Annotated in this window: 33 protein-coding genes; 24 read left to right on the plus strand and 9 right to left on the minus strand. The window is 68.1% G+C overall.

What is annotated here, in order from left to right; translation table 11 throughout:
- Positions 1-87 precede the first annotated feature (87 nt).
- On the minus strand, positions 88-1,170 hold the full coding sequence (locus tag GobsT_RS30255) for a hypothetical protein (protein WP_010042605.1): 1,083 nt from the start codon (positions 1,168-1,170) through the stop codon (positions 88-90).
- 558 nt (positions 1,171-1,728) lie between these two features.
- Here GobsT_RS30255 and GobsT_RS30260 point away from each other — a divergent pair.
- The gene (locus GobsT_RS30260) at positions 1,729-2,097 is read left to right on the plus strand and encodes a hypothetical protein (protein WP_148087923.1); all 369 of its coding nucleotides are present in this window, start codon (positions 1,729-1,731) and stop codon (positions 2,095-2,097) included.
- Positions 2,098-2,194: 97 nt separating this feature from the next.
- Here the strand turns inward: GobsT_RS30260 and GobsT_RS30265 are convergent, their stop codons facing one another.
- Together GobsT_RS30265 and GobsT_RS30270 are read right to left on the minus strand one after the other, a co-directional pair.
- On the minus strand, positions 2,195-2,383 hold the full coding sequence (locus GobsT_RS30265; protein WP_010042597.1) for a hypothetical protein: 189 nt from the start codon (positions 2,381-2,383) through the stop codon (positions 2,195-2,197).
- Positions 2,384-3,211: 828 nt separating this feature from the next.
- On the minus strand, positions 3,212-3,538 hold the full coding sequence (locus GobsT_RS30270) for a hypothetical protein (protein WP_010042595.1): 327 nt from the start codon (positions 3,536-3,538) through the stop codon (positions 3,212-3,214).
- A gap of 168 nt (positions 3,539-3,706) precedes the next feature.
- On the opposite strand from GobsT_RS30270, the gene GobsT_RS38305 reads away from it, so the two are divergent.
- Positions 3,707-3,868, plus strand: coding sequence for a hypothetical protein (locus GobsT_RS38305; RefSeq protein ID WP_010042593.1), 162 nt, complete (start codon positions 3,707-3,709; stop codon positions 3,866-3,868).
- A gap of 661 nt (positions 3,869-4,529) precedes the next feature.
- Entirely contained in the window at positions 4,530-4,922 is a 393-nt protein-coding gene (locus GobsT_RS30275; RefSeq protein ID WP_148087924.1) for a hypothetical protein, read from the plus strand.
- 110 nt (positions 4,923-5,032) lie between these two features.
- Here GobsT_RS30275 and GobsT_RS30280 read toward each other — a convergent pair whose 3' ends face one another.
- On the minus strand, positions 5,033-5,311 hold the full coding sequence (locus tag GobsT_RS30280) for a hypothetical protein (RefSeq protein ID WP_010042589.1): 279 nt from the start codon (positions 5,309-5,311) through the stop codon (positions 5,033-5,035).
- A 194-nt stretch (positions 5,312-5,505) separates the two neighbouring features.
- Between GobsT_RS30280 and GobsT_RS30285 the strand changes: the two genes are divergently transcribed.
- The 19 genes from GobsT_RS30285 to GobsT_RS40075 all read left to right on the plus strand — a co-directional run bounded on the left by GobsT_RS30285 (position 5,506) and on the right by GobsT_RS40075 (position 18,152).
- A complete protein-coding gene (locus GobsT_RS30285; RefSeq protein WP_010042588.1) occupies positions 5,506-6,117 on the plus strand; it encodes a hypothetical protein in 612 nt (203 codons plus the stop codon).
- Positions 6,118-6,232: 115 nt separating this feature from the next.
- Complete coding sequence (locus GobsT_RS39070; protein ID WP_148087925.1) at positions 6,233-6,796, plus strand: hypothetical protein; 564 nt, start codon at positions 6,233-6,235, stop codon at positions 6,794-6,796.
- Positions 6,797-6,910: 114 nt separating this feature from the next.
- Positions 6,911-7,468 carry a hypothetical protein gene (locus GobsT_RS30295; protein WP_010042586.1) on the plus strand — a complete coding sequence of 186 codons (558 nt, stop codon included), beginning with the start codon at positions 6,911-6,913 and terminating at the stop codon, positions 7,466-7,468.
- Between the two features lie 650 nt (positions 7,469-8,118).
- Positions 8,119-8,388: a hypothetical protein gene (locus tag GobsT_RS30300; RefSeq protein WP_029601006.1), complete on the plus strand. Its 270-nt coding sequence runs from the start codon at positions 8,119-8,121 to the stop codon at positions 8,386-8,388.
- A 116-nt stretch (positions 8,389-8,504) separates the two neighbouring features.
- A complete protein-coding gene (locus GobsT_RS38310; protein ID WP_010042575.1) occupies positions 8,505-8,825 on the plus strand; it encodes a hypothetical protein in 321 nt (106 codons plus the stop codon).
- 87 nt (positions 8,826-8,912) lie between these two features.
- Positions 8,913-9,416 (plus strand): HD domain-containing protein, encoded by a 504-nt coding sequence (locus tag GobsT_RS30310; protein WP_010042573.1) that lies wholly within the window; start codon positions 8,913-8,915, stop codon positions 9,414-9,416.
- A 112-nt stretch (positions 9,417-9,528) separates the two neighbouring features.
- Complete coding sequence (locus GobsT_RS30315) at positions 9,529-9,822, plus strand: hypothetical protein (RefSeq protein WP_010042572.1); 294 nt, start codon at positions 9,529-9,531, stop codon at positions 9,820-9,822.
- A gap of 67 nt (positions 9,823-9,889) precedes the next feature.
- Positions 9,890-10,828 carry a hypothetical protein gene (locus tag GobsT_RS30320; RefSeq protein WP_010042571.1) on the plus strand — a complete coding sequence of 313 codons (939 nt, stop codon included), beginning with the start codon at positions 9,890-9,892 and terminating at the stop codon, positions 10,826-10,828.
- Between the two features lie 113 nt (positions 10,829-10,941).
- Positions 10,942-11,208 carry a CPCC family cysteine-rich protein gene (locus GobsT_RS41280; protein ID WP_109570766.1) on the plus strand — a complete coding sequence of 89 codons (267 nt, stop codon included), beginning with the start codon at positions 10,942-10,944 and terminating at the stop codon, positions 11,206-11,208.
- Between the two features lie 308 nt (positions 11,209-11,516).
- A complete protein-coding gene (locus tag GobsT_RS30330) occupies positions 11,517-12,068 on the plus strand; it encodes a hypothetical protein (protein WP_148087926.1) in 552 nt (183 codons plus the stop codon).
- Between the two features lie 72 nt (positions 12,069-12,140).
- A complete protein-coding gene (locus tag GobsT_RS30335) occupies positions 12,141-12,620 on the plus strand; it encodes a hypothetical protein (protein ID WP_010041275.1) in 480 nt (159 codons plus the stop codon).
- 121 nt (positions 12,621-12,741) lie between these two features.
- Positions 12,742-13,233, plus strand: a complete 492-nt coding sequence (locus GobsT_RS30340; protein WP_010041273.1) for a DUF4288 domain-containing protein — start codon at positions 12,742-12,744, stop codon at positions 13,231-13,233.
- A gap of 244 nt (positions 13,234-13,477) precedes the next feature.
- Positions 13,478-13,753 (plus strand): hypothetical protein, encoded by a 276-nt coding sequence (locus GobsT_RS30345; RefSeq protein WP_148087927.1) that lies wholly within the window; start codon positions 13,478-13,480, stop codon positions 13,751-13,753.
- A 125-nt stretch (positions 13,754-13,878) separates the two neighbouring features.
- Positions 13,879-14,412 (plus strand): hypothetical protein, encoded by a 534-nt coding sequence (locus GobsT_RS30350; RefSeq protein ID WP_010041269.1) that lies wholly within the window; start codon positions 13,879-13,881, stop codon positions 14,410-14,412.
- Positions 14,413-14,556: 144 nt separating this feature from the next.
- Complete coding sequence (locus GobsT_RS30355; RefSeq protein WP_010041267.1) at positions 14,557-14,970, plus strand: hypothetical protein; 414 nt, start codon at positions 14,557-14,559, stop codon at positions 14,968-14,970.
- Between the two features lie 55 nt (positions 14,971-15,025).
- Complete coding sequence (locus tag GobsT_RS30360; RefSeq protein ID WP_148087928.1) at positions 15,026-15,502, plus strand: hypothetical protein; 477 nt, start codon at positions 15,026-15,028, stop codon at positions 15,500-15,502.
- Positions 15,442-15,723 (plus strand): hypothetical protein, encoded by a 282-nt coding sequence (locus GobsT_RS30365; RefSeq protein ID WP_148087929.1) that lies wholly within the window; start codon positions 15,442-15,444, stop codon positions 15,721-15,723. The genes GobsT_RS30360 and GobsT_RS30365 overlap by 61 nt, the downstream gene beginning before the upstream one ends.
- Positions 15,724-16,022: 299 nt before the next feature.
- A complete protein-coding gene (gene hemG, locus GobsT_RS30370; protein ID WP_010041261.1) occupies positions 16,023-17,426 on the plus strand; it encodes a protoporphyrinogen oxidase in 1,404 nt (467 codons plus the stop codon).
- A 3-nt stretch (positions 17,427-17,429) separates the two neighbouring features.
- Positions 17,430-18,152, plus strand: coding sequence for a hypothetical protein (locus GobsT_RS40075; RefSeq protein WP_010041259.1), 723 nt, complete (start codon positions 17,430-17,432; stop codon positions 18,150-18,152).
- A 4-nt stretch (positions 18,153-18,156) separates the two neighbouring features.
- On the opposite strand, the gene GobsT_RS30380 is transcribed toward GobsT_RS40075, so the two are convergent.
- Both GobsT_RS30380 and GobsT_RS30385 read right to left on the minus strand, forming a co-directional pair.
- Positions 18,157-18,576: a type II toxin-antitoxin system VapC family toxin gene (locus GobsT_RS30380; protein WP_010041257.1), complete on the minus strand. Its 420-nt coding sequence runs from the start codon at positions 18,574-18,576 to the stop codon at positions 18,157-18,159.
- Complete coding sequence (locus GobsT_RS30385) at positions 18,576-18,866, minus strand: hypothetical protein (RefSeq protein ID WP_010041254.1); 291 nt, start codon at positions 18,864-18,866, stop codon at positions 18,576-18,578. Before GobsT_RS30385 ends, GobsT_RS30380 begins: the two co-directional genes overlap by 1 nt.
- Positions 18,867-19,199: 333 nt before the next feature.
- Here GobsT_RS30385 and GobsT_RS30390 point away from each other — a divergent pair, with 333 nt between their 5' ends.
- Both GobsT_RS30390 and GobsT_RS30395 read left to right on the plus strand, forming a co-directional pair.
- Positions 19,200-19,670 (plus strand): DinB family protein, encoded by a 471-nt coding sequence (locus GobsT_RS30390; RefSeq protein WP_010041245.1) that lies wholly within the window; start codon positions 19,200-19,202, stop codon positions 19,668-19,670.
- A 27-nt stretch (positions 19,671-19,697) separates the two neighbouring features.
- Positions 19,698-21,647, plus strand: coding sequence for an FG-GAP repeat domain-containing protein (locus tag GobsT_RS30395; protein ID WP_010041244.1), 1,950 nt, complete (start codon positions 19,698-19,700; stop codon positions 21,645-21,647).
- 33 nt (positions 21,648-21,680) lie between these two features.
- On the opposite strand, the gene GobsT_RS30400 is transcribed toward GobsT_RS30395, so the two are convergent.
- The 3 genes from GobsT_RS30400 to GobsT_RS30410 form a co-directional block, all read right to left on the minus strand.
- Complete coding sequence (locus GobsT_RS30400) at positions 21,681-22,118, minus strand: hypothetical protein (RefSeq protein WP_010041239.1); 438 nt, start codon at positions 22,116-22,118, stop codon at positions 21,681-21,683.
- 135 nt (positions 22,119-22,253) lie between these two features.
- Entirely contained in the window at positions 22,254-23,501 is a 1,248-nt protein-coding gene (locus tag GobsT_RS30405) for a leucine-rich repeat domain-containing protein (protein ID WP_033198465.1), read from the minus strand.
- A 2-nt stretch (positions 23,502-23,503) separates the two neighbouring features.
- Entirely contained in the window at positions 23,504-25,612 is a 2,109-nt protein-coding gene (locus GobsT_RS30410) for a leucine-rich repeat domain-containing protein (RefSeq protein ID WP_010041235.1), read from the minus strand.
- Between the last annotated feature and the right edge of the window lie 156 nt (positions 25,613-25,768).

The following is a 25,768-nucleotide window of genomic DNA, read 5'->3' on the forward strand; positions in this document are numbered from 1 at the left end:
CATTCTTTTGCGCCCTTTGTGCTCTTCCCTGGCTGTTGCTCTTTCTGACTTACTCTACTCTGACCAGTTTGCGGCCTTTCACCTTCTTCAATCCCGCCCGCTGCGGAACCCGCGCATGCCCTCCGGGGCCAGCGGCTGGAACAGCGACCCGCCGAGCCACCCGCCGACGAGCCCCGCCAGTGCAACCCCCACGAGCGCCCCGGCGACCGCGGCGGGCTCGGTCGGCGCCAGTTCGCCCAGCGACAGCTTGTCGAGCCAGAACGCGACCGGCACGAGCGCCTCCCCGCGGGCCGCGGTGGCGCCGAGCACGCCGACCCCGGCGATGCCGCCGGCCAGCAGCCCGTGACGGGGTCCGGCGCCGGTGTTCGCGCCCGCCAGCCCGGCCCCGCCCAGCAGCCCGAGCATCGCGACCTGCCAGGTGATGAACCGGGCCTGCCCCACGGTCCCCACCTTCAGCGCCCCTTCGGAATACCTTTGGGCTTGCTTCCGCACCTGATCGGCGCACGCCACCGACGCCACCATCAGGGCCGCCCCGACGAGAACCCGCGCCCAGGCCGTCGGGCGCCCGGAGTCGTTCGAGGTCGCGGCCGCGAACCGCAGCGAGCTGAGCTTGTGCGGCTCCGGAACCGGCATATCGAGGACCGGCACCGCGCCCCACACCCGGGTCGCGAACACGCCCGCCACCCCGCCCACCGCGACCAGCACCAGCGGTTGCAGGTACAGCACAAGGTCGCGGGCCGGCGCACCGGCCACCAGTTCTGCCCCGAGGAACAGCGCGCCGCACACCGCGCCGACGGTGGCGCCGAACACGAACCCGCCCCTCCGCCCGGCCGCCGCGAGCACCGCCCCGAAAATCACGGTGGCGATCTGCAGCCCGCCCACCACCAACAACCCGTCGAACGAGTTCCACAGGGCGTCGGGATCGGGGTGCGCGGCCAGCACCACGCCCATCGCGAACTTCCGCAGCCCGAGGTACAGCCCCAGCGCGAACACGGCCCCCACCGCCACCCGCCCGAGCGGTGCGGGCGCCGGCGGCTCCGGCGCCGGTTCCAGCGGCTGCGGCGCGACGGCCGCGTCGGTCTCGTGCGGCAGGAGGAGCAGCCCGCCGCACCGGGGGCACCGCTGCGTGCCGGCGTGCGCGGCCTGGCACTTCGGGCAGAACAGTTGCATGGCGGGTCGTACCGGTGGCGCCAGAGGTTCCGATTTCAGTCTAGAACGCAATTTGTGCCTGTGACGCATGCCGATACGAACCCACGCCCGCGCATGGACGGCAGAACCGTAAAAGGCCGACACGGCTTCGACCAAACCGCCTGAAACAAGGGCGGGAAAGTGCCCTCCCATTCGCAGGACATCGTTGACCGGCTCTTCCACGCATCGAGCGTTGTTCCACTGCGCAACTCCCACGCTGCGTTTCCCGAAGTCCGAATCGCGCATTGCCTGGCGACCGGTAATCAGCGCCCCCTGCCGATCGGAAGGAGATGTCGCCGGCACGATCAAAACCGCCATAAGACGCTCCCCCTAATTATCTTGCGCCGCAAAAACGGCGAGAATCCGTGGCCAATATCAGCTCGTCTAACGCCCTTATTTCGCGGCTCGGATGGCGAATTCGTGGGTAGCAGAGGCCCAGCAAATCGCCAGTCCGTGACCAGTCGGACGCCAGCGAATGTCCCGTCGGTGCCCCAGTCGAGATTCCTGCCAGTGCGGCGCGGGGTTCCGTTGTGGCGCCGAGTGAGCGAGAAGCGACGGAACCGCCCGTCAAGTAAGAGCCACGACCGGCGGAAACAACTCGCCTATCAGGCTGATGGCACCGGCTCGGCCGGGTCGGAATCGCATTCACGAACACGCGGGCGGAAACAACTCGCCTATCAGGCTGATGGCACCAGACGCGTTCGCCCCGTGGATGTGAAGCTCGAAGCCGATCGTGAACCGGAAGCCGGCGCACGCTTGAGGTTGTGGAGGGAATTCCCCTCTTTACTGATGCGTGCCGAACTGACCCTCCGGCGGCGGGATCGGTTTGCTCCGTATGCCGGGAGCGGGAAGACAGTCACCGATCTGAAGGTTGATTCGGGCGTGAACCGTTACCGCATGGGCCGCTGAAGCGCGCAGCGGGGATGTTTGTAGCGTTTGGGAACGAACCGTAACAGCTCTGGGCAATCAGCAGACGGAGCGGGCGAATTCAAATCTGAGCATTCGCTCACGCCACAAGCATGAGGCCATTGAATCCGGGCGGTCGCGTGTCGTCGTCCCGCCCCAGCGCCTTCCGCACGCGCTCCCCGAGGTCGTGAGCAGCGGCGCGCACGCGGGTCAGCACGCTCTCGCGCGGCTCTTGTGCGCGACCGCTCTCGGTGCTGTCTTGCGCCTGCGGTTTGTTGTCGGCGTTCATGGCGGTCCCTCCCAGGTGGAATCGGAAGTTGTGCATACCGCGCGCCCGGAGGCGGACATTCGTCAAAGGCAAAGGAACGAAGTTGAGCGAAGGTGGAATTCCCTGACGCACCGTTACCCACACCTCTGACAACATGATGTCCGACGATCGCAAATAATCTGCGGTACATCAACACCGCGAGTTCATGTGCTCATGATTACGCTGACGGCTGCCGCTCTCGACACATTGACGACGACGCCGGGTACGGGACCTCGTTCCGAACCGCCCGCACTTCCGTTCGCGTGGTGGTGCGCGAGCTGCCAGCGGCGGACCCCGTTCGGGTACGATCAGCTCCGACAGTTCGCGCACCACGGGTGGCCCGTGTGCTGCGGAGAAGTGGTGCTCGCGTTGCCGCAAGAGGCCTTTGCGCACGTCGTAACGGACGGGGCACGGGCGGCTTCGAGTTGAGGGTGAACGTGGCTCGTGCGCTCGCGCCGCGGCCCGTCACAATCTTCCAACCGGTCCGCGCGGCGACCTCGGCACCTCTCGCAGCGCGACCACGCGAGTCTTCGACTCGCCGCCCGTGAAATAGTGCGGGCCGGGGTTGTAGTAGTCCCCGGCCCGCCGCCCGACCTCGCAACTCGGGCGTCACGTCGAGGAAAAACAGATACTACTATTTCAGTCCCCGGCGTGTCAGAGGGTGCAGAAAGCCGCGGTCGGGAATTCGCGAAGTGGACAGAAGCTCGAACGCAGTCCGGACCGCATTCCCGTGGCGCCGATTTCCCGATCCAACCCGCGGGCGACTCGCCGCGCCGCCGAGCGCAAGCCCCGGGCCGCCCGGAGTTGGTATCAGGCCGTGCCGTCGCGAACTGCGGGCGGGATGCAAAGCGAGCCGCAGTTCCGCCCGAACGCGCTCAGCACCCCGGCCACCAACTCCGGACGGCACGACACGACAACCAACCACCGCCCCGCCGTCGTCTCACTCGCGTAGTACGTCCCGGCTTCGGCCGTCGTGCCGCCGGCGACCAGATCGGCGACGCCACCCGGCGCCCCAGGCTCGACGACCCGAACGTGCTCCGCACCGTACCCGTCCGACACCAGTTGTGCGGCCGCCCGCTCGGCCCGCTCGCACAGATCGAACACCCCGACGACCGAGCGTCGCTCCCCGGTTGACATCGTTCCCCCCCTTGAATCCGACGCCGGTATGGCGGTGCGGATGGGGCGCAAAACCATGCACGTTCGAGGCCGGCAACCGAGTCGCGTCGGTAGGTTCCGAAATCGATGAACGGCCCAAAAGGTGCCTTCGTTCATAAGGCTTAACTGCAAGCGTGACGGAGGGGTGTTATGCGTCGATGGGTACGGGTCTTCCTGTTCATGGCGGTCGTGGCCGCACCGGTCGCGTTCGGCGCGGCAGGTTCGGAGCTAACGACTTACGGTCTTGTGGTGTTCTTCGGCAGCTTGCTGCTCGGACTCTTCGCGCTGATGAGCGCGCGACGGCCGATCTAGCCGGCCTCGCCGCCGGCGCAGTGGGTAGATACTGGCTTTCCGAACGGGCAGCGGTGATGTTCCGGGCAGTAACTCACGGGTTCGGGAACGATGTGCGGCGTACCAGGGTAAGTTTGAGGGCCGGGGCAACCTGGTAAGATCAAACAAGAGAGCGACGGATGCGGTAGAAATCGTTACCCGGCGGGGCGGGAGTTTCTCGGCACCCCGGCGGTCGAGCAGGGCGCGAGCCGCAGCCACCTGCGGCCACTTCTTTCGGTTGCGCGAAGGGAACGGCGGACCACGGCGGGGTGAAGCATACACGACGCCGACCGCGAGATGCAAGTCACCCGTTTACGAACTCGGGCAGAGCACGGCCAGCGTTCGGCAGATCGTTGGCGGCGCGACAGTGAAACTGAGTGCGACAGAATGAGGCCTGGGGGACTTGGCGCCGTGGTTGTGCGCTGGTCTAATCGCATGCAAGCTGTCACAATGCTCTGACGACGTGGGCTTCGCACAAACCCGTTACCTCGTTATTGCGCATATTGTGAAAGTAATCTTCACGCGACAACTGCAGTAGGATCATCGAGTTCAGCCCCGGGTGCTGCGTGGGGCTAAATGTCCCCGTGTTAGCGGGCAAGTCTCGCGCACTAAACACAGGTTCGGCAACCCAGAGGGCGTCCGGGTGCGGCAGGTTGTGAGAACAGCAATTTCAGTCGTCGCGGTGGCCTTGGTCGGCTGCGGGGTCGGCGGCACGACGGTCGGCGTCATGTTCGCCCCGCCGCCCGGCCCGATCTCGCCCGGCGGCCGCGCCGAGACGCGCGTCACGGTCCGGTTCGGCGATGCCGGCGACTCGTGGGCCGGCCGTACCGTTAAGGTGTCCGTCCGGTCGCCGGCGGATGTAAAAGTCGAGCCGGCCGAGTCCGAGGTCGCGCTCGACGCCAAGGGGGCCGCGGTCGTCCGGGTGTACGTCACCCCAGATAAGGCGGCCCCCGCCGGACCGCGGACGCTGGCCATCACCGCTACCGGTTCGGGCACGGCGAGTACGACCCTCAACGCGGATGTTACCGTCCGGTGAGGCGCAGAAGCCGAACCCGGCGCTGCACCTGACACCGCCATCGGCTGCGGTTGTGATGCTCACTTGTATCCTGGCGGTGCAGGTGAGCTCGTTGTTCGGCCGCCGGAGAACTACGTGCGCGGGACATCGCTCCGTGGTCGGTTCCACAGAATAACCTTGGTCACGCGATCCTGACGGTAGATCACTTGGAGCCGTGGGGTCAAATAGGAAGCGGTGACCACTGGGTCGAGCCGATTGCCCAATAGCTCGTACCCATTCTGAGGGGGGCCAAGCCGCAACTCGACCTCCGCCCGGGTCATGCCGGCTGCGACGGGCGGGTACTGCGGTGGTAGTTTCTGTTCGGCTGCCGAGAGGAGCAGGTATCCGGCCAGTGCGATCACGAACCCCATCAGTGCCCTCCCGGTTGGGTGACACCGATCCGATATCAGGCTCGCAGGACTGGTGCAACCTCACACGCAGTCGGAGAGGCCGCCCCAGGCGCTGTAAGCTGACACCGCACGCTGAGCTGTGACGCATCGCTCATCGTGTGATGGCGGCGTAGGTGAGCTGTAAGTTCGGCCATGTACACTAGAAGAGGTTCCCGATGCAGTACTCCTACGCCGCGACGCTCGCCTTGCTCGTCTCGGTCACCGCCTACGGACAGCCCCCGGCCCCGTCGCTCGCGCTCGACCCGGTGCCCTTCGACGACGTGTCCGAGTTGCTCCGCGTCCTCCGGCGATCCGGCCGGCTGACGCTACCCGAGGACGCCCCGAAGGGGCGAATCGTGGCCGAGTTCTACGCCGCCGGGAAGCTGGCTCGCGGCGAACTCGACACCGGCCTCGGGTACGACGCGACCCGCGACCCGCGGCCGAAGCGCGAGGTCCGCTTCGTCGCGCAGTTCGCTGACCTGGACTACCTGCCGCTCGGGGACGCCAAGAAGGGGCACGTCCGGATGCTGCTCAAGCTCCGGGTCGGGGACGACGTGTTGACGACCTCCTCGACCCAGGACATTCCCAAAACGGTGTTCGACTACACCAAGGGGATCGGCGGCGGCGAGTTCCCGGCCAAGGCGGCGACCGCGGCCGAGGTGCCCCTCTTCTACCTCGTCGCCAACTCGAACCAGATCAAAGCCAGCAGCACCCCGAAGGAGGCCGTTGAGCTGCACCCGGATGCACAGGTCGCGATTTTCTACTTCCGACGGCCGAGTGCGAAGTGACGCTGCGAGTTGGCCGGAGCCGGCGCTGCAGCAGACCGCCGGCTGATTCGGGGGCGCACCGCTGCTCGGGAGGTGGCGGTGCAGGTGATCTGTCAGTTCGGCTGCGGAGACGAGCATGCGGCGTTCTCGATGGCTACCGGCAGGACTCGCATTGCTCGTGGCGGCCGCGGCGGCGGGGTACGCGGCCGTCGCGCGCACCCAACCGACCCATCCGACGCTCGCCGTTCGGGACTCCTACCTGCTAGTCAGCGTGGAGGCGCCGCCGGCATGGATCGAGCGCCACCGCCCGACGATCACTTGGGAGGGCCGAGAGGTACGGCTACCGGTCGCCTTCAGGTATCGATTCACCGGCCCCCGCGGCCCCGACTGGGGAGCAGTGCCCGAAGAGGCACGGCAGGCATTGACGATCCAGGGCGTGGAGGTCCCGGTACGGACCTCGCCCCCAACCCCGTGCCGAGTGTCCAACGAGCCGGCGCTTGGCCTCATTCCCGAACAGGGCGGGCCGAGGGAGGTGGCGTTATCGGTCGCCGCGTGGGTGTCCGTGGGGCCGTTAGACCGGCCCTCCGTTAGCCCGGCCCGCGCCTCCAACCAGACGCTCGCGAGCGGAGAGGATGTGGCGAAGAGTGTTGCACAGTTGATCGCAGCGGGTCAGGTAATCGATGTTGGGTCGGCCCCGTAACGGCACGCCGAACCCGGCGCGGCACCTGACACAACCGGCTGATTTGTGACGCACCGCTCATCCGGTGAGGGCGGCGCAGGTGAGCTCATTGTTCGGCAAGAAGAGGGCGTGCCGATGGTGCTGTTACGTTTGCTCGGCGTGGCCGCACTGATCGGCTTGACAGCTTGCCCCGCGCCGGGACGGGCTCCAGTCCCGAAGGACGCGGGCGCGAATCAGCCCACTCCCGAGGTTCGGGTCGTCGGCGTGTACGAGGGGACGTACACACCGGGCGTCCGGCATCGCGCAGGCTTTCACCCGAACGGCGCGGTTACGGTCAAGGTCGGCGATGTCAAGAAGCCGGTCGTCTTGGTGCTCACGTCCTACGAGCCTGTGGTCTGGAAGGTCGAGGCACCGAAGGGGGCCGTCGTCCGCGTGATCGCCAGCGGGTATCACAAGCAGACGGTCGAGGGGCTGGACGAGAAGGTGCCGGTCGCTCTGCTCTCCAACGAAGCCGGCGACAAGGACTACTTCTATGCACGCCGAAAGGAGGCTGGGCCGAATGAGGGCGACCACGAGAGGGCCGAGACGAAACGGAAGTACGATCGGCTGGTCGAGCGGGTGAGAGAGCTGACCAAGCAGGACATCAAGGAGTTCCGGGGCGAGTACGCCGGCTCCACGTTCGAGATCAAGTGACCGGCGCGGCATCGCAGACGCCGAACCCGGCGCGGCACCTGACACCGCCCGCTGATTTGTGACGCATCGCGGCGCGGGACCTCGCGGTGCAAGTGAGTTATGCTTCGTTCGGCTACCCCGAGGTGTGCGGATGTCGAGCGGGGGCAGGAACTCACGACCCCGAGACCTGTCCCTCGGGTGGGTGTTGTGGTTCTGGGCATTGTGTGCCGTGCAGAGCCTATTTGCCGGGGCAGCGGTGTTAAGCCGGGGCACGCGGTGCGGGCATTTCGCAACCCTCCCGTGGGTGCGCGTCGCCGTGATCGTTGTCATGTGCGTATTACCTGCGTGGTACATCGTGCCCCGGGTGCGCGGGCGGCACTCACCGACCGCTCCCCGGATGGGGTGGGGGAAGGCGATGTTCCTTTGGCCGCTCCTCGCGGTGCTCGGTTGCGGGTGCCTGTTGGACATCGCCCAGACAATCCGGGAGGCTTGCCGTTGACCAGGCGGCGCTTGTGGGCGCTCGGCTGCAGCGATAGGCCCGCCGAACCCGGCGCGGCGCCGGACACCGCCGGCTGAGTTGTGACGCACCGCTCATCCGGTGCTGGCGGTACAGGTGAGTTGTTCGGCCACAGGGAGGGTGGAGAGGCGTGGAAGATCTAAACCACGTGGGCATGCTCCTGTTTGCCTTCCTGCTGGTCTGGATCGCAGCCCCAGCGGCCGTCGCGGCGATCAAAGGGTACGAAGCGTGGCCGTGGCTCCTCGCTTGCGGGGTGGCCGGGGTCGCGGCTCTGGCCTTCTTCCCGCGCGTGGGCACGGCCACCCCCGGCGCCACGCGGTGGCAGGGGCGGGCCAGCCGGCTTGGGCTCGCACTCTCGGGCGTGCAACTGGCGGCATTCGGGGTGGCGTGTGCGGCGAGCGCGTGGCGCACCCACACCCGGTAGCAAAGATCAGCCGAACCCGGCACTACGCCTGACGCCGCCCGATATACTGGGACGCACCGCTCATCCGGGGGTGGCGGTGCCGGTGAGTTATTTGTTCAGCGGCGGAGGGCCTCCGGGTGGGCAAGGTGGTGAGCGGCGTGTTGGTACTCGTCGGCGTCGCGCTGTTCGCACGCGGCGGGTTCGATGCCTGGCTGTTCCTGGTCACCGAGGCGTGGGAGCGGCCGGACGTGGCCCGCGGGTTGGGCGGGGCCGCCGCCCTGGCGGTCGGCACCTACGGGCTGGTGCGGGGCGGCCGGGCCGAGGTCGCTGACGAACTGCGGCGGCGGAACGTCGCGCTGGAGTTGGAGGTGCTGGCCCTGTCCGCCGAGTTGGGCCGCCGTCCGCCGCCCACCGGAGTTGGGGCGGCTCCGGGCGCCGAACCCAGCAAGGGCACCTGACACCGCCGGCTGATTCGGGACGCACTGCTGACGGTATCGTGGCGGTGCAGGTAAACTTGATCGTTCGGCGGCGGAGGCGGGGCGCGGATGGTTGAAGCGGTGGGACGGGCGAGAGCGTTCGCGGTCGTCGCTCACGGTGAACAGCGGTATGGCGATCAGCCGTACTCCGTTCATCTCGATGCGGTCGCCGAGTTACTCGCGCCGTTCGGGGATGTAGCACAAGTCATCGGCTACCTGCACGATGTGGTCGAGGACACTGACGTGCCCCTTGATACAGTAAGGCAGGGATTCGGTGACCGCGTAGCCGCATGTGTGTCCTTGGTCACCGATGAGCCGGGAGCCAATCGACGAGAGCGAAAGGCGAAAACCAACGCCAAGCTCTCGACGGTGTCAGGCGAAGAGTCGTTAGCTCTGGTCGTTAAAGCTGCCGACCGGTTGGCCAACCTTCGAGCGTCGGCCAGTAACGATTCGGGCTCTAAGCTCGGCATGTACCGCCGTGAGCACCCGGCGTTTCGGGAGTCCGCATACCGGCCCGGGTTGTGCGATTCACTGTGGCGGGAGATGGATCGCATCTTGAGTGACGAGGCGTGACGCCGAACCGGTCCCTGCACCGGCCCCGGTCACGTAGTTTCTTTCCCATCGCTCAGCGGCTGGTTTCGATCACGCAGCAGGTGAGCGGTGAGTTCGGCTGCGAGGGTCCCCGATGGTCCCGGAGCGCGCCTTCACCCGCTGGTGCATCGCCCTATCGTTGTTGTGGGTCTTCGCCAACTGGCCCTCGACCTCGGGTCTGGGCGGGTTCTGGCTGCACGCCGGGTTTCCGTTTACATTTGCGTGGGGCGCCTTCGGCCGCTTTGAGCATTTCGATGTGCGCCTCTTGCTCGCGGACGTGCTGTTCGGGCTCCTGACGGTCGTTGGAATTGCTTGGCTGTGCGCCCGGTCGCGTGGGCATCGATCGCCGCCCGCCGAACCCGGCGCGGCACCGGACACCGCCGGCTGATGCGGGCACCGCTCGTCCAGTGATGGCGATGCAGGTTGGCTCATAGTTCGGTCCGGAGAAGTTCCTTATGATCCGTAGCCTTGTCGTCGGTGCGGCGCTTTTCGCCGGCTGGGTCGTCTCGGCCGACGAGCCGCGCCGTGCCCCCAGCGGGAATGCGTCCGTCAGGGGCAAGGCCGGTTCGTCCGAGATCGTCATCACCACCACCAACCGCCTCGCCGGAGCGATTCACTCGCTGACGTGGGGCGGCAAGGAGTTCATCGACAGCCACGACCACGGGCGACAGCTCCAGTCGGCCGCCAGTTTCGACCGCGCGGCCGCGGGTGAGTTCTGGGCCGAGCGCTACAACCCAACGGAAGCGGGCTCGCGGGCGGACGGCACCGGGGAGAAGACCTCCAGCCGGTTGCTGCGGCTCCGGGCCGAGGGGGCCGAACTGAAAACGACAACGCAGATGGCGTTCTGGCTCGCCCCCGGCGAGAAGTCCTTCGGCCGACCGGCTCTCAACGACAAGGTGCTGTCGGATCACCTCGTCGCGAAGCGCGTCCGCATCGGGCACAAGGCGCTCGCCCACGCCATCGAGTACGAGGTCACGTTCTCGGTTCCAAAGGGCGAGCGGCACACCTACGCGCAGTTCGAAGCGCTGACGGGGTACATGCCCCCCGAGTTCGCCTCGTTCTGGACGTTCCGGCCGGACTCCGGCAAACTGGAGGAGCTGAGCGACGGCCCCGGCGAGCAGGAGTTCCCGGTCGTCTTCGCGACCGAGAGCAAGACCCATGCGATGGGCGTGTTCTCCCCGGACCAGCCGTCGAACGGTTACAAGACGGCGGGCTACGGCCGCTTCCGGTTCAAGGAGGAGAAGGTGGTCAAGTGGAACTGCGTCTTCCGAGTTCGGAACGATAAGGGCATTGCCGCCGACGAGTACCGCTTCCGCATGTTCATCGCCGTCGGCACCTTGGAAGACGTGAAGCGGACGCTGGCGGCGTTGACTCAGGAGTTCGCGGGGCGCTGAGATGAGGGGCGCGGCACCTGACGCGCGCCGCCGAGTCGCGTTCTGGGGCTTCATGCCCCACTGACGCGGGCCGGGCCGGTGGGCGTCCTCGTTCGGCCACAGAGGTGCGACCGATGGCGAAGCGGTTCCGGTGCCCGCGCTGCGGTTGCTTGACACTGGACGAGCGTTGCGACTGGGACGTTTGCGAGGTTTGCTATTGGGAAGACGACGGACAGGGCGACCACAACGCCGATGCGGTGCATGGCGGCTCGAACGGCGCGCTGCGCCTGACGCAGGCGCGGGCGAACTACCGGGCGTTCGGTGCGTGTGAGGAGGCCATGCGACCGCACGCGCGCCCGCCCCGACCGGACGAATTGCCTGACTCACGGTCCGGCTGGTAGTATCTGTTTCTTGTGGCACAGACATTCCTGTCTGTGCGGCGCGATAAGGCCGCACAGACAGGAATGTCTGTGCCACAAAGATAAAAACCAAAACGGACAGCAACAGCCGGCTTGTGTATGAGCGAAACGTTCGCCGAACCAGGTAGCGTGTAGCCCGCGAGCGTCACCCAGCTCATCGTCCAGAGCCGCCGGGCCGAGGCGGATCGAGCCCGGCGCTGCACCGGACACCGCCGCGGGGTTTGTGACACACCGCTCATCCGGTGATGGCGGTGCAGGTGAGTTATTTGTTCGGAGAGGGAGGGCTCGCGGTGTCGCAGTCCCAGGCACAGCGCGTGTCACTGAGTTGGCCGGGCGGCGAGTCCCTCGACCCGACGCCCGACGAGGTGCTCGCGGTCATGGCGCTGCCCTACGGCGGGAACTGGGGGCCGTACCAGCCGGTCGGCGAGATCGAGTGGTTCGACCCAGCCCGGCCGCCGACGGCGGGCGGCCGACGGGAGCGGGCGGCGCAGCTTATCCTCATCCGGCACCCTGAGCGGGGGTGGTACTTCGAGTACGATGGCCCGTCCGGGCCGGGCGGCTCGGACGAGTGGCTGGCCCCGCTCGACCCGGCCGGGCCGCCGGGTCACCTGCGGCACTGGTGCTGGGGCGAGGAGCAGTGGTTCCGGGCGGCCAGCTTCGTCCCCGACGTGACGGCCCGGCAAGTCGTGGCGGACTTCCTGGCGTCGGGGCGGCCGTCGGCCGCAATCACGTGGGCACCGCAGGGGGATGTCGGCTCCCGGTTGTACGACGACGAGTACGCCGAGCGGTTCGGGCCGGCCCCGAACGCCGAACCCGGCGCGGCAGCAGACGACGGGGGCTGATTTTGTGACGCACCGCTCGTCCGGTGATGGCGGTTCAGGTGAGAGGTTTGTTTGGCACCCAGAGGGCGGAGCATGCGACCGATTCTCCACCTGCCCGCCGGCGCCCAGTTGGCGGACGACTCCATCTCGCTTGCCGCGGAAGTTGACGACATGCGGCGGTTGTGGCTGCTGTTCCTGGCGATGGCGGTCCGGGACGAGGCGTGCGCAATCCGGTGGCAGCCTTGGGAGTCCGGCCACGCCCTTTCGTATACGGTCGGCGCGGTGCTTTACAGCTTGGTGGACCCGGGCGAGGAATTCGGCGCGGTCGCTTTCGAAGCGGCTCGGCGGTTGATCTCGCCGGGGCCGCGGGGGTGGCTCGCGCGGCAGTTGTTGCGAGCCGGGGCCGGGGTGTTGCGGTGTGAGTCGGAGTGGGGGCCATCGACGTGGCAAGGTGTGTGGTGGTCGGCGGGCGCCGCGACCGGTGTCGAGTTCGTGCGCCTGGATCGGTTCCCGGTACCACGATATCCCGTTGAGCCGGTCGTGGGGTCGGCATCGGGGCCGAGTCCGGGGTGACCGATGCGGTGGGCGCGAGCGAGTCGCACCCGGCGCGGCACCGGACACCGTCGGCTGAGTTGTGACTACCGCCCGTCCGATGGTGGCGTAGGTGAGAGGTTTGTTCGACGGAGGGGCACCAATGGGTTTCATTCCGAGGGGCGCGCGGTGGTATCTCGCCGATGTGGTGCTGGAACACCGGATCGATGGCGACGCTGAAAACCTTGTGCACGTCAACACACACCTGATCGAAGCCGGCACCCCTGATGTGGCCTACGACAAGGCCGTCGCCCTGGGACTCCAGCAGGAGCGGGAGTACGAGAACTCCGATGGCGGGCGGGTACGCGTTCTGTTCCGTGGACTGCGGGAGCTGAACGTCATTCACGAGCCGCTGGAGGACGGGGCGGAGATCATGTACACCGAGGACGTCGGCGTGCCGGAGGAGCGGCTGCGGGCGTGGAGCCGACCGCGGGAACAGTTGGGCGTGTTCCGCCCGATCGAGCCGCGTGCCGGCGGCCCGAATTGCCTGCCCGGTGTGTTCAAGCCACTCGTTGAAGGGGCCGAGCCGCCAGACGTGCCGGGTGCGGCCGTAACGCAGGCCGAACCCGGCGCGGCACCGGACACCGCCGGTTGATACGGGACGCGCCGCTCGTCCGATGATGACGGTGCCGGTGAGAGGTTAGTTCAGCGGAGTGGCAACAATGCGGCACGTTGGTTTCGTCTCGGTCGTCACGCTCCTTGTTCTCACGATTTCGAGCGGCCGTGCGGCCGATTTCCCATTGGCTCCCCCGCCCCGCCCGGTCGGTCCACCAACGGCCCCACGGCCACGTCCGGCCGGATTTACGGCTGAAAAGGCCAAGCAGGCTCTGATGAGATTGATGGAGACGCGCGACGAGGCGCCGGTCTGCCGCGCCGACCTCAAGACGTTCGGTGCGGTCGCAGCCAAAGTGGACCCAGATGATCTGGGTGTTGCACGCTGGGGGCCATTCACTCTCAACCTCGCCGACATGAGTTACCGGTTCCGAGTGGGTGGAGGAAAGCCCGGAGGGCCGGGCGGATTCTGGTTCATGGTGTATGAGGGCAAGTTCGAGCAACAGGGCGGGAAGTGGGTTGCGTTGCCTTTCGAGATGGGAGAGCATGGCCGGGGGAGGTAGCCGGCACTCCGCACCGCCCCGAGGCTGACCGCCGCCGCACCGGATCGCTGTTAAATGCGTTGTTTCACCGTGTGGCACATTCCGCGGCGGGTGAGTTTTATGTTCGGCCACAGAGGGCGCAACGGATGGCGGGCGTCTCGTTGGGTGCGTTGCCCGACTTCGAAGAGAATCGCGCGTACCGGGTGGCCCCTTACCTCCACGCGGCCGTCCTGCTCCAAACCGTTGGGGAGCAGGTAGCCCTTGAGACGCTGACGGCGCTTGCCGAAGACGAAGACCAAGGGCACAAGGTCATCATCCTGTGCCGAATGTTGTTCACCGCGCGGCGCGGTGGAGAGTTCCGGCGGCCAGCGATTGGTGTGCTCGGCCTCTATGGCGGGACTGAGGGTGCGGATTGGCCGCTTGAGCCGATCGCATGCGTCCGCGGGGTGCCGTTCCTCGTATACCCCGCCCCGTACAAACTCCTCGCGGGGTTTCCGGAGCCGGGGAGTTGGTATCTCCGGTATTGTGCGGCCTCCTGCGCCTGGAGCAACGTCCAGTTTGCCCTCAAGAGCGACGCAGAGAAGGCTGAGGCATTGGGCGAGTTGTTGGCTTGTGGCAAGTGGCGAAGCCCGCTGGCCGACCATGAGGTTGAGGGGCTAGCTGCCCAAACCAGGCCCTGAGCAAAGGCAGGCCGAACCCGGCGCGACACCTGACCCGCCGGCTGAATTATGACGCACCGCGGATCGGGACGGCGCGGCGCCGGTGGGCCGTATGCTCGGCGGCGGAGGGGCGAGGGTGGACGAGGCACAGACGGGCGAGGCGGCATGACTCCGAAGGCGATCGAGACGTTCAGCACGTTCGGGGTTGGCGTGCTGTGTGCCGTCCTGGGCATCATCGCGCTGGCCGTGTTCTTCACGGCCCTGAACTGGCTTAACACCCGTGGGGCCAAGCCGGAGGCGATTGCCGTCCGCGGGGTGTTGAAGAAGGACACCTGGGCCGCCGTCCACATGCAGGGCGGGGAGACGTTCGAGCGGGTCCGGTTTGTCGGGTTCACAAGCACCGAGAGCTTCAAGACGCTCTTACCCATGGACCTCAGCGGCATGGTCATCCTGGAGGACGCACTCGGGCGGCGGTTCCTGGTCCGGGCCAGAGCGATTCGCATGATCGTCATCGCCCCGGCGGCCGCCGGGGGCGCCCCAAGCGCCAAACCCGGCGCTGTACTTGACGCCACCGGCTGACTCGGGACGCACCGCTCATCGTGTGAGGGCGGCGTTGGAGGTCACGGAGGTGCCGATGTTTCGAAGTCTCGGGCGGTGGCTGTGGTTCTTTGCCCTCGCGTGTGGCACCGTTGGGGTGTACGGGCTGGCGGACCTCGGCACCGCGGAGCCGGCTGGTAAGCTGCTGCTGGTCGGGCCGCACGCGGCGGGCGTCGCGGTGGCCGCCGGTGTCGGCCGTCGGCGGGCGGCGGCCGGGTTGGTCGCGGTCGCGGGCTCCGCGACAATGGCGGGCTTGTCCTGGGTAGATGCTCTGGACCGGCAAGCCGAGGGGTTCGAGTGGCGGTTCAACAACGCCCTGTCCGGAGCCACGTTCTGCGTGGCCAACTGGTTCGTGCTGGCGGTCGTCGGGTGTGTGGCGCTGGTCCTGTCCGACACGGCCGCGGCGCCCGCGACGCCGTTAGGAGCGGGGCCGGGCGAGGAAGGAGCGGCCTCATGTACGAGCGATACGATGATGTGCCGTGGTATCGCAAGTCGCCACACGTCAGCCTCATGACGCTCGGCGGCATTTTCTTCGGCTTCGCGCTCGTGGCCGTTTGCATCCTCGTCTTGACCGGCAACGTGTACTCCAGGAAGCGAGACGCGAACGGCAAATTGAAGGTGTGGGGAATCGGGAACAAGGTTGCGGCGGTCATCCTCCTCGTGTTGTACTGCGTGCTGCTCGCTCGTCAGTTCGGAGCATTCGGCGATCCGGTGCCAGCGGCGCCCGAGGGGTGACCGCCTTCGAGCGGTCGGCGAAGTTGGCGTGTACTGGCACGCGCTGCCTCAAAGCGGCCCGCGTGTGTCCCATCGCGAGCGGTCGTAACTACTACCGTGGGCGCCTATGGCGGCCGATTCCGGAAGGTCCCAGGGCAACGGCCTGACGCAAGCGGACGCTTGACAATCCCGGGAGCGGGCTCGCGTTGCGAGTCTGGCTGACGGCGGTCGATTCGGTATCAAGGACGGCAAGGCCGCTGTCGTCGGTGCCGGGCTCCGACCCGGCGGGCGGCCGGTGCGGCCGGGTGAGGACGCACTGAATGCCCCACGTTGTTGTCGTCGGTGGGGGGCTGTCCGGCCTTACGGTCGCCCTCCGGCTGAAGCAGTTCTCCCCCGGCACGGCGGTGACCGTGCTGGAACCGCGGGACCGGCCGGGCGGGAACATTCACACCGAGTCGGACCGCGGGTTCCGCGTCGAGCACGGCCCGAACGGCTACCTCGACCGCACGCCCGCCCTCCCCAACCTCGTGCGCGATCTGGGATTGGCGGACCAAGAGATCGCGGCCAGCGACGGCAGCCGCAAGAACCGCTACGTCTTCCTCCGCAACAAGTTGCGCAAGCTGCCGGGCGGCCCGCTCGGGCTCCTCACCACGTCCCTCCTGTCCCTCCGCGGCAAATGGCAGCTCCTGGCCGAACCGTGGCGCAAAACGCCGCCGCCGAAACACGAGGAGACGATTCAGGAGTTCGTCACGCGGCGCGCCGGTTCGGAAGCGGCAAACGTGTTCGCCGACGCGCTCGTGACCGGCATTCACGGCGGCGATCCGGCCATGCTCAGCGTGTCCGCCGCGTTTCCCCGGTTGCCGGTCATGGAGCGCGACGCCGGCAGCATCGTCCGCGGCTTCATGCGCGCCGCCAAGAAGCGGAAAGAGGACGCGAAAGCCAACAACCAGCCGCCGCCCGGCCCGATGCGGATGTGGTCGTTCCGCGACGGGTTGCAGGTGCTGGTGGACGCCCTGGCCGCACAGGTCGGCGGCGGGTTGCATTGCGGCACCCGGGTCGAAGCGGTGTCCGAGGCGGCGGGCGTGGCGCCGTGGACCGTTCACGGGCAGTCGGGGTACACGTGGTCCGCGGACGCGGTGGTGCTGGCGTGCCCGTCCTACGAGCAGGCCGGGATCGTGTCGGACATCAGCCCCGAACTGAGCGCGGAAATGGCGGCGATCCCGTACAACCGGATCGCGGTGGTGGCGCTGGGCTACCGGGCGGAGCACTGCCCCGGGAAGCACGACGGGTTCGGGTACATCGCCCCGCAGAACACCCGGCGCGATTTGCTGGGCGTGCAGTGGTGCTCGTCGATCTTCCCGGACCGCGCCCCGCAGGGGTTCGTGCTGTGGCGGGCGCTGTGCGGCGGCGTTCACCGGGCGGAGCAGATCGACTGGCCGGACGAGCAACTGGTAAAGGCGGTCCACGCGGAAATCACGCTGGCGATGGGCGTGACCGGCGCGCCCGTGTTCAAGAAGGTCGTGCGCTGGCCCAACGCAATCCCGCAGTACGTGCTGGGGCACCTCGACCGCGTCGCGCGGATCGACGAGTTGGCGTCGCGCCACCCGGGGCTGTTCCTGACGGGCAACTCGTACCGCGGGGTCGCGATGGCCGACTGCGTGGAACAGGGCGAGGCGGTCGCGGCGAAGGTCGCGCTGCACCTCCAGCAGGCCAAGCCGAGGTGAGCCGTGATCTTGCGCAAGCGCTGGGAACAGGGGCACAGCGCCGGTGAGATGATGCGCTCGGCGCTGCACTGGGCCAAAAACCCGGAGCGCAAAGCGCGACTCTACCGCGCGGCCTTGGTGCGCGAGGTGTGGGACGAGTTGCCGTGGCTCAGCCAAGTGCTGACCGAACTCGCCGAGCGCCAGGCCGACGGTGAAGACGTGGAGGCGCAACTGGCCTGCCCACTGGAGTACCTCGCGGAAGGCGTTTATTTCAGTGCGCTCGGCGACGGAATAACGAAGCACTTTCCGAACAAGTTGTTTGAAGACTACGAGCGTTACTTGATCGACGCAGGCTATTCCAAGCCGTCCGACGCGAACGATGCCGCCGCGCGCCTCACCCCTGAACGCCTTGAGGCTATCACTTGGCTGGCTTACAGCCAGCACTTCGCATGGCCCTGCCCCCGCGACTGGAGCGCGGGCCGGGGACAAGATTCCACCCCCATTCTCCGCGACATCTTCGGCAACCCGTTCCGCCCGGTCACGTTCTCACCCGCCTGGCGCACCGGCACTACTATCGCTCTTGCGGCGCAGATGTACGAGTCGCGTGACTTCGGCGCGATGCCGATTCTGGCCGACGCGCTCCAAGATGCGGGCTGCGACTCGGACGACATCCTGAGCCACTGCCGCGGTGAGGGACCGCACGCGCGCGGGTGTTGGGTGGTCGATCTGGTGCTGGGCAAAGGGTAACTGATCAAACGGCCCAGTCTTCCCACGACAGGCCGGGAACACGGGCAAAGTCGCGTGCGTTGTTGGTAACAACCGTCGCGCCGACCTCAAGCGCAACGGCTGCCATCTTCAGGTCCATCTTACCAACGTTCAGCTTCAGCTTGACGAGTCGATCGAAGCGATCGAGCGCGGCCTCGGTCGTCGGGAGCACGGCGAACCGAGCGAGCAACCCCATCGCATCCGCGAGCGCCTGGGCCGCTTGCCCTTCCTGGGTAGTCGTCTTGGCTCGGCGGAGAAGCGCGAACCACCCACCAACCACCTCCTCCACGTTCACGGTGGTCACCCCAAGGGTATCGGTCGCGTGTGCGACGACCGCGGCCGTAACCCGGGTGTGCCGCCGCTGGAGCAAGGTCAGGGTGGTGGTGTCGAGCAAGTAAAGCGCCATCACCCGGCGGCCGGCACGGTGTTGTTCTGCCGCCGATACTCCTCAACCTCGCGCGCCCAGTCCTCGAACAGCGGGCTCTCGCCCACCTTCCGCGCGGCGTCGACAACCGCGGTTGCGTCCGTAACCGTCACCGCGCGGACTTGCCCGCTGTGGAGCCGCGCGGCGATCAGCGAGCGAAGCGCGTCCACAGCCTCGTCTGGTGTGGAACCGTCGGCGGTGAGATCAAACGGACTGCCCGCCGACGCGCGAAACCCGACCTGTTGCGGCGACACGAGTACGGGAAGTTCCATATGCCCCCTCCCTTAAATCCTTTATGCGCTCAAGATAACACGAAACGCCGGCCGTCCACAGCTCGATCGAATCAGTTCCCGTCGCTAACGCCCCACTGAAACGCCAGCGCATCAACTCGACCCAACACGGGTTCGAGCGGGCACACCGCGGCACCCACTCCATGCGTGCGCCGTTCGTTTAGCCTGGAACTTGGAACTACTGCAATCAAGTACGCAACTGGTGCCCCCCCGGGCGCGCGAACGCACCGTCCGCAGACGGCTCGGGTGCGAACCTCGCACGGTTTCCCGGGCTCCTGAAAATTGGCCCCGAAACTCGGACCCACTGGGAACGTCATGGACCGGAACCTCATCGACCAGTACGAGCACGCCCCCGCCCGGCTCCGCGCCGCCGTCGCGGGTCTCACGCACGCGGAGCTGACCGCCCGCCCCGGCCCCGGGAAGTGGTCCGTTCTGGAGGTGGTCGTTCACATCGCCGACAGCGACGCCATCAGCATCGACCGGATGAAGCGCATCCTCACCGAGGACAACCCGCCGCTGCTCTACGCCAACGAGACCGCCTACGTCGATCAGTTGTTCACGCACGACCAGAGCCTCGAAGACGCCCTCACCCTGCTCGAAGTGGGCCGCCGGCAGTGGGCACGGGTGCTGCGCCGGCTCCCGGACGCGGCGTTCGCCCGCACCGGCCAGCACAACCGCCGCGGCACCGTTTCGCTCGGCCAGCTCGTGGGTGATTACATTAACCACATCGACGAACACCTCGTGTTCGTTCACGGCAAGCGGGCCGCCCTCGGCAAGCCACAGTAACGGAACGCCACCACACCCGGGGCACTCATGCGCACGCGACTCGCGCTCCTCGTTCTCGCACTGGCCCCGGGCGCGGCCCGGGCCGACGGGCTCGAACCGCTGAAGTACAACCACCCCGGCCTCGTGACGGACCTCGGCGTCGGGCTGTGGGCGTGGCCGGTGCCGTGCGACGCCGACGGGGACGGCGACTACGACCTCATCGTGTCGTGCCCCGACAAGCCGTCCAACGGCGTCTGGCTGTTCGAGAACGTCACCGGCGACACCGCGAAGAACAAGTTCCCCGTGTTCAAGCCCGCACGCAAGCTGAGCCCCGCCGCCCACTACGTCATGCCCAGCTACGCCGGCGGCGGGGTCCGCGTCCTGACGCCCGGCACCGAGCACCCCAACTTCATCACCAAGGGGCTCGCCGAGAAGCGCCCGCTGCCGGTGGCGAAGAACTTCTACAAGCCAGAAGGGAAGCAGACCAAAGGCCCCAAGGTGCGCCACAACCAGTGGCGCTACGCCGACTACGACGGCGACGGGAAGCTCGACCTCGTCGTTGGCATTGAGGACTGGAGCTTTTACGGGTGGGACGACGCGTACAGCGCCCGCGGCGAGTGGCAGAACGGCCCGCTGCACGGGTTCGTGTTCGTGTTCCTCGCCCAGGACGGCAAGGTCGCGGAGCCGTTCCGCGTCGAGGCCGGCGGGAAGGTGCTGGACACGTTCGGGTGCCCGTCGCCCAACTTCGCGGACTTCGACGGGGACGGCGACTTGGACCTGCTGTGCGGCGAGTTCCTGGACGGGTTCACCTACTTCGAGAACGTCGGCACGCGCACCAAGCCCAAGTACGCCGCGGGCAAGCGGCTGAAGGACGCGAAGGGCGCCCCGCTGACGATGGACCTCCAGATGATCGTGCCGATCGCCTTCGACTGGGACCGCGACGGCGACCTGGACCTGATCGTCGGCGACGAGGACGGCCGCGTCGCGCTGATCGAGAACACCGGGAAACTCGCCGACGACCGCACCCCGGTATTCGCCGCGCCGGTGTACTTCCGGCAGGAAGCCGACGCGCTGAAGTGCGGCGCGCTCGCCACGCCGGTCACGTTCGACTGGGACGGCGACGGCGACCTCGACATCCTGAGCGGCAACACGGCGGGGTACATCGAGTTCTTCGAGAACCTGAGCGGGCCGGGAGCCGCAGAACCCAAATGGGCCGCGCCGAAGCGCCTCGAGGTGGGCGGCAAGCCGTTCCGGATCACGGCCGGCCCGAACGGGAGCATCCAGGGGCCGGCGGAGGCGAAGTGGGGTTACACCACGTTCAGCGTCGCCGACTGGGACGCCGACGGACTGCCCGACATCGTTCTCAACAGCATCCTCGGCGAAGTCGTGTGGCTGAAGAACGTCGGCACGCTCAAGCAGCCCAAGTTGAGCGCCCCGCAGCCGGTCGAAGTCGAGTGGGCGAAGGACAAGCCGCAACCCGCACTCGCGTGGGGCTGGCGCAAGCCGCAGGGCAATGCCCTCCTGACGCAGTGGCGCACAACACCCGTGGCGCACGACTTCAACCGCGACGGCCTCCCCGACCTCGCGGTACTCGACACCGAGGGCTATCTGGCGTTCTTCGAGCGGGCGAAGCGCGACGGCAAACTGGTGCTGCTCCCGCCGCGGCGCGCGTTCGTGTCCGAGGACGGCGCCCCGTTGCGCCTGAACCCGAACACGGCCGGTAAAAGCGGACGCCGCAAGCTGTGCGTGACCGACTGGGACGGCGACGGCAAGTTCGACCTGCTCCTCAACTCCGCCAACGCCGACCTGTTTCAACAGGTCGGCGAGAAGAACGGCACCTGGGTGTTCAAGAACGCCGGCGCGCTGGCGCAGCGGAACATTGAAGGGCACGACGTCAGCCCGGCCGTCGCCGACTTCGGCGCGGACGGCGTGCCCGACTTCCTGGGGGGAGCCGAGGATGGTCGGTTCTACTTCCTGCGCAACCCGCGTGCGAAATGAGCGATCGGCCGTACAGAGCAGCCCATGTGCCTCTCATATCGAACCCGAATCGCTCCTCAGTGCCCCCGAGCGAGAAACGTCTCGGAGCACTTTGCCCACGGAGATGAGACAACCGAACGCCAACAGGAGGTAGTTGCGGCGGTTGTCGGAGAACGTGGTGGAGAAGGCCAACGACGTGTAACCGGTATCGGCCCCACTGGTCCCCTTGTACTCGGTCACGACGGTGCGGGTGGCGCTCGTTTGCGTGGCGGAGAAACGGTAACGTTCCCCTTTGTTGCCCACGCCAGTTCCTTCAAACCGCCCGTTCGGCTGCGGGTCGAGCGTCAGCTCCCGGAGTTCGAACCGACTCCGCAGGTGGGCCTCCAGTTCCGCAGCGGAAAGCGAACGGTCCGAGCCGTTGGCGCGCAACCACTCGCCAGCGGCGATCAGGGACGCCTGCACGACCACCGGGGGCAGCAGCTTGCGGAACATGCCCCCTCTTCAAACCGCGTCCGGTGCGTCACGGCACCCGATTCGGTCGCGTTGCGGGAGCGACGGGTGGTAACGGATCGGTTCCGGCATCAGACGCGAGCGCGGCGGCCCGGAGGCCGGCGGGGCGGCGCGGGGCTACCACGACCGTAACCGGCAACCGGGCCGCGCCTTGAGCAGCTCCCGTATCGCCCCGTCGGTCACCTCGGTTTCCCGCAACTCGACGTACGCCAGCTTTCGGCACGCGAACAGGCTCCGCACCCCGTCGTCCGTCACCCGCGTCGCCACCAGCGTCAGGCCGGTCAGGTTCGGCGCCGCCGCCAGCGCGCTCACCCCGTCGTCGCCCACCCGCGTGTACCCCAGGTTCAGGCGGGTCAGGCCCGGCGCTGCCGCCAGCGCCTTCGCCCCCTCGTCACCGACCCGCGTCTTCTCCAGCGAGACGGACGTGAGCCGGTTCGGCGCGGCGGCCAGCGCGGTCACCCCTCCGTCGCCCGCCTTCGTGTACGAGAGGTCAAGGTCCGTCAGCTCCGGGAGCGCGGCCAGCTCGCGCACCCCCGCGTCCGTCACCGCGGTCGAGCTCAGCCGGACCCGCGTCAGCTTCTTGAACCGGGCCAGGTGCTTCAGGCCGGCGTCCGTCACCTTGGTGAAGGTAAGGTCGATTTCCGTGAGTTCCGTCAGCGGGGCGAGGTTCTCTAGCGCGGCGTCCGTTATCTTGGTCCCCTCCAGCCCGAGCACCCGGAGCTGTGGCATCGTGGCCAGCGTCCGGGCGCCCGCGTCGGTCACCTCGATCCCGCCGAGGCTCAGGTCCGTCAAGCCCTTGATCGCCCGCAGCTCGTTCAGACCCGCGTCGGTGATCCCGCGGTACGAGCCCGCGCTGGTGGCCCCGCGGGACGTGCCGTGGAGCGACAGGGCGCTGAGCCCGTCGAGCGCCGCGAGGTGCTTCAGCCCGGCGTCGGTGATGGACGCACCGTTCAGGCGCAGGACCACGAGGTTCGGCTGCCCGGCCAGTTCGGCCAGCTTCTGGTCCGTCACGTCGTGGTGCGCCAGGCTGAGCCCGAACGGCACCGGCACCACCGGGCGGCCGGCGAGCTTGCTCGTGCCGGTGTGCTTGAACCCCTGAACGGGGAGGGCGTACCCGGCCCGCTCGTTGGGTCGGAGGGTCATGCCACTCGTCAGCACGTCCGCCTCGATCCACCCGGGGGAAACGAACCCCCAGGCCCGCGCGACCTCCGGGGGGATCGGCGGGGGATCGGCGCGCCGGTGCGGGGCGGGCGCGGCCGGCGTGGCGTCGCCCGGTACGGCCGCCGGGTCGCCGCCCGGAACCGCCGGGCGGCCGCACCCGCACCACAGGAGCACGAGAACGGGGAGCACACGCGCACGCGTCACAGCTACTTCCTCACGAGGGGGCTGTCGGGCCACCGCATCGGGGCGTTGCCCGTGAGGACCTCGCAGCGGGGGGGGAACGGCGGGGCCGGGCCGGCGCCGAGGTGCAGCACCCGGAGGTGCGGGAGCTTAGCAAGGGCCGCCAGGGTCCGCTCGCCGGTGAGCGCGCCCGCCAGGTTCAGGTACTCGAGGGTCGTGATGCCCGCCAGCGGCTCGGCTTCCCCCCTTGGGGCGCCGGACAGGTCGAGCGCGACGAGGCCCGGGTGCCGGCCCAGGGCCGCGACCCCGGCCGGCCCCACCTTGATCTCGCTCAGCCACAGGGTGCGCAGGGTCTTCACCCCCGCCAGCACCTGGACCCCTTCGTCCGTGACCCCCGTCCGCGAGAGGCACAGGTGCTTCAAGTTCGGCAGCGCCGCCAGGTCCCGGGCGCCGGCGTCCGTCAGCCGCCGCGTGTCCGACAGGCTCACGCACTCCAGCCGCTTCATCCGGGCCACGTCCCACGCGCCCTCGTCGGTGATCCCGGCGCCGCCGGTCATCAGGGCGCGCAAGTGTTTGAGGGCCGGGAACTCGCGCAGGTCCGTGTCCTGAAACGTCCCGGACAGGGTCGTGAGGTTCGGGATGGACGCGACCGCGCGGGCCATCCCGGGGACGAGCACCCCGTGCAGGTGCAGCTCCTCGAGCGTGTCGAGGGCAGCGAGCCGGCGCATCTCGGCCGGCGTGACTGCGCGGTCGTCCCCGCCGTACAGGGGCAGCGTGAGGGCGGACAGCTTTCGCAGGTCGGCCAGCGCGCCGATCCCGCCCGCGACCCGGGTGTTCCGGAGCACGAGGGTGTCCAGGTTCCGAAAAACGGTCAGCTCCTTGAGCCCGGCGCCCGTCACCGGTTGCCCGGACAGGTCGAGGTGCACCACCTCGTCGGGACCGGCCGGCCGGCCCCGCTCCGCCCGCGCCTGGGGGATGGTGTGGAGCTTGCCCGCGCGGCGCAGCCCGGCCAGCGCGTCGTCGGTGACCGTCGCCAGGTGGACGGCCTCGAGCTTCGAGGCCCCCGACAGCTCGGCCAGCACCTTGCCGTCGAGCAGGTCCGACTGGAAGTGGAGCGACCGGAGCTCGGGGAGCCCGGCCAGTTGGGCCACCGCGTCGGCCGGCCACCGCCCCTCCACGGCGAGCGCCGCCAGCGCCCGGCACGCGACGACGTCCGCGACGTCGGCCGCCTTCACCTTGGACCCCGAGAGGGCGAGGTGCGTGAGCCCCGCGCCGGCGAACGGCCGGAGCCCGGCCCCGGTGACCTGAGTGAAGAGCAGGGTCAGCGCGCGGAGGTTCTTGAGCCCGGCCAGCTCCTTGAGCCCCGCGTCGGTGACCCGCAGCCGGCTCAGGTCGAGCGCCTCCAGCCCCTCGACCGCGGCCAGGTGCTTCATCCCCGCGTCGGTGACCTGCGTCCGCTCGAGCCGGAGCGACTTGAGTTTCGGGAACGCCGCCAGCAGCTTCAGGTCGTCGTCCCCCACCCGCGAGAACGAGAGGTCGAGGTGCGTGAGGCCCTTGGCCGCGGCCAGCGCCCTCAGCTTGGCCCCGGTGTCCCTCGAACTACTTAAACCAATGTACGTAACGTTATCGATCTTGGCGATCTCAGCGAGTTCGAACTCATTCGACTCGCCCCCGATCAACAGCCCGAACGGCCGGTCGGTCGGCGCGACCGCGCGGAGCGCGGTCAAAAGGTGCTCCCCCCCCAGCCCCCAGCCGAGAAGCGGCTCCCGAACGGCCCCCAGTTGCCTGGGGTCGAACACGCGGGTGGCCGGGTCGCCGTCCAGCCAGACCGGCACCCGGTTGCGGGTCTGTGCCGCGAGCGTCTTGGCGTCGAAGGGCATCGAGGCGCTCGCGAGCGTGGGCCGCTTGCGCGGGGGGAGCGGCGGGACGTCCTCGGCCGCGTCGTCCGGCGCGGGCCGCCGGCCGGTGCGGTCGCGCTGTTCTTTCCCGTCCCCGCGCGAAGCGGCCGCCGGTTCGGACGGGGCGGCGGCCGGGACGCCCGCTTGTGACTCGGGTGCGGGCGGGTCCGCCCGCCGCTTGCACCCTGCCGTGGTAACGAGAACGAGTAGAAATAACACCAACGGGCGACAGATCATCGAGACCTCACACGAGTCGCGGCTACGCCGGTCATAACGACGTGCCGGTATCATATCAGGTTGAACCTGCCACATCGGTGCCGTAACTCCGCAATGCCCCGTTCCTGAGCGCATGCCCACTTCTCCCCTCACCCATCACCACATCACCTACGTTAT

The organism is Gemmata obscuriglobus (genome assembly GCF_008065095.1).
In the GTDB taxonomy this organism is placed as follows: domain Bacteria; phylum Planctomycetota; class Planctomycetia; order Gemmatales; family Gemmataceae; genus Gemmata; species Gemmata obscuriglobus.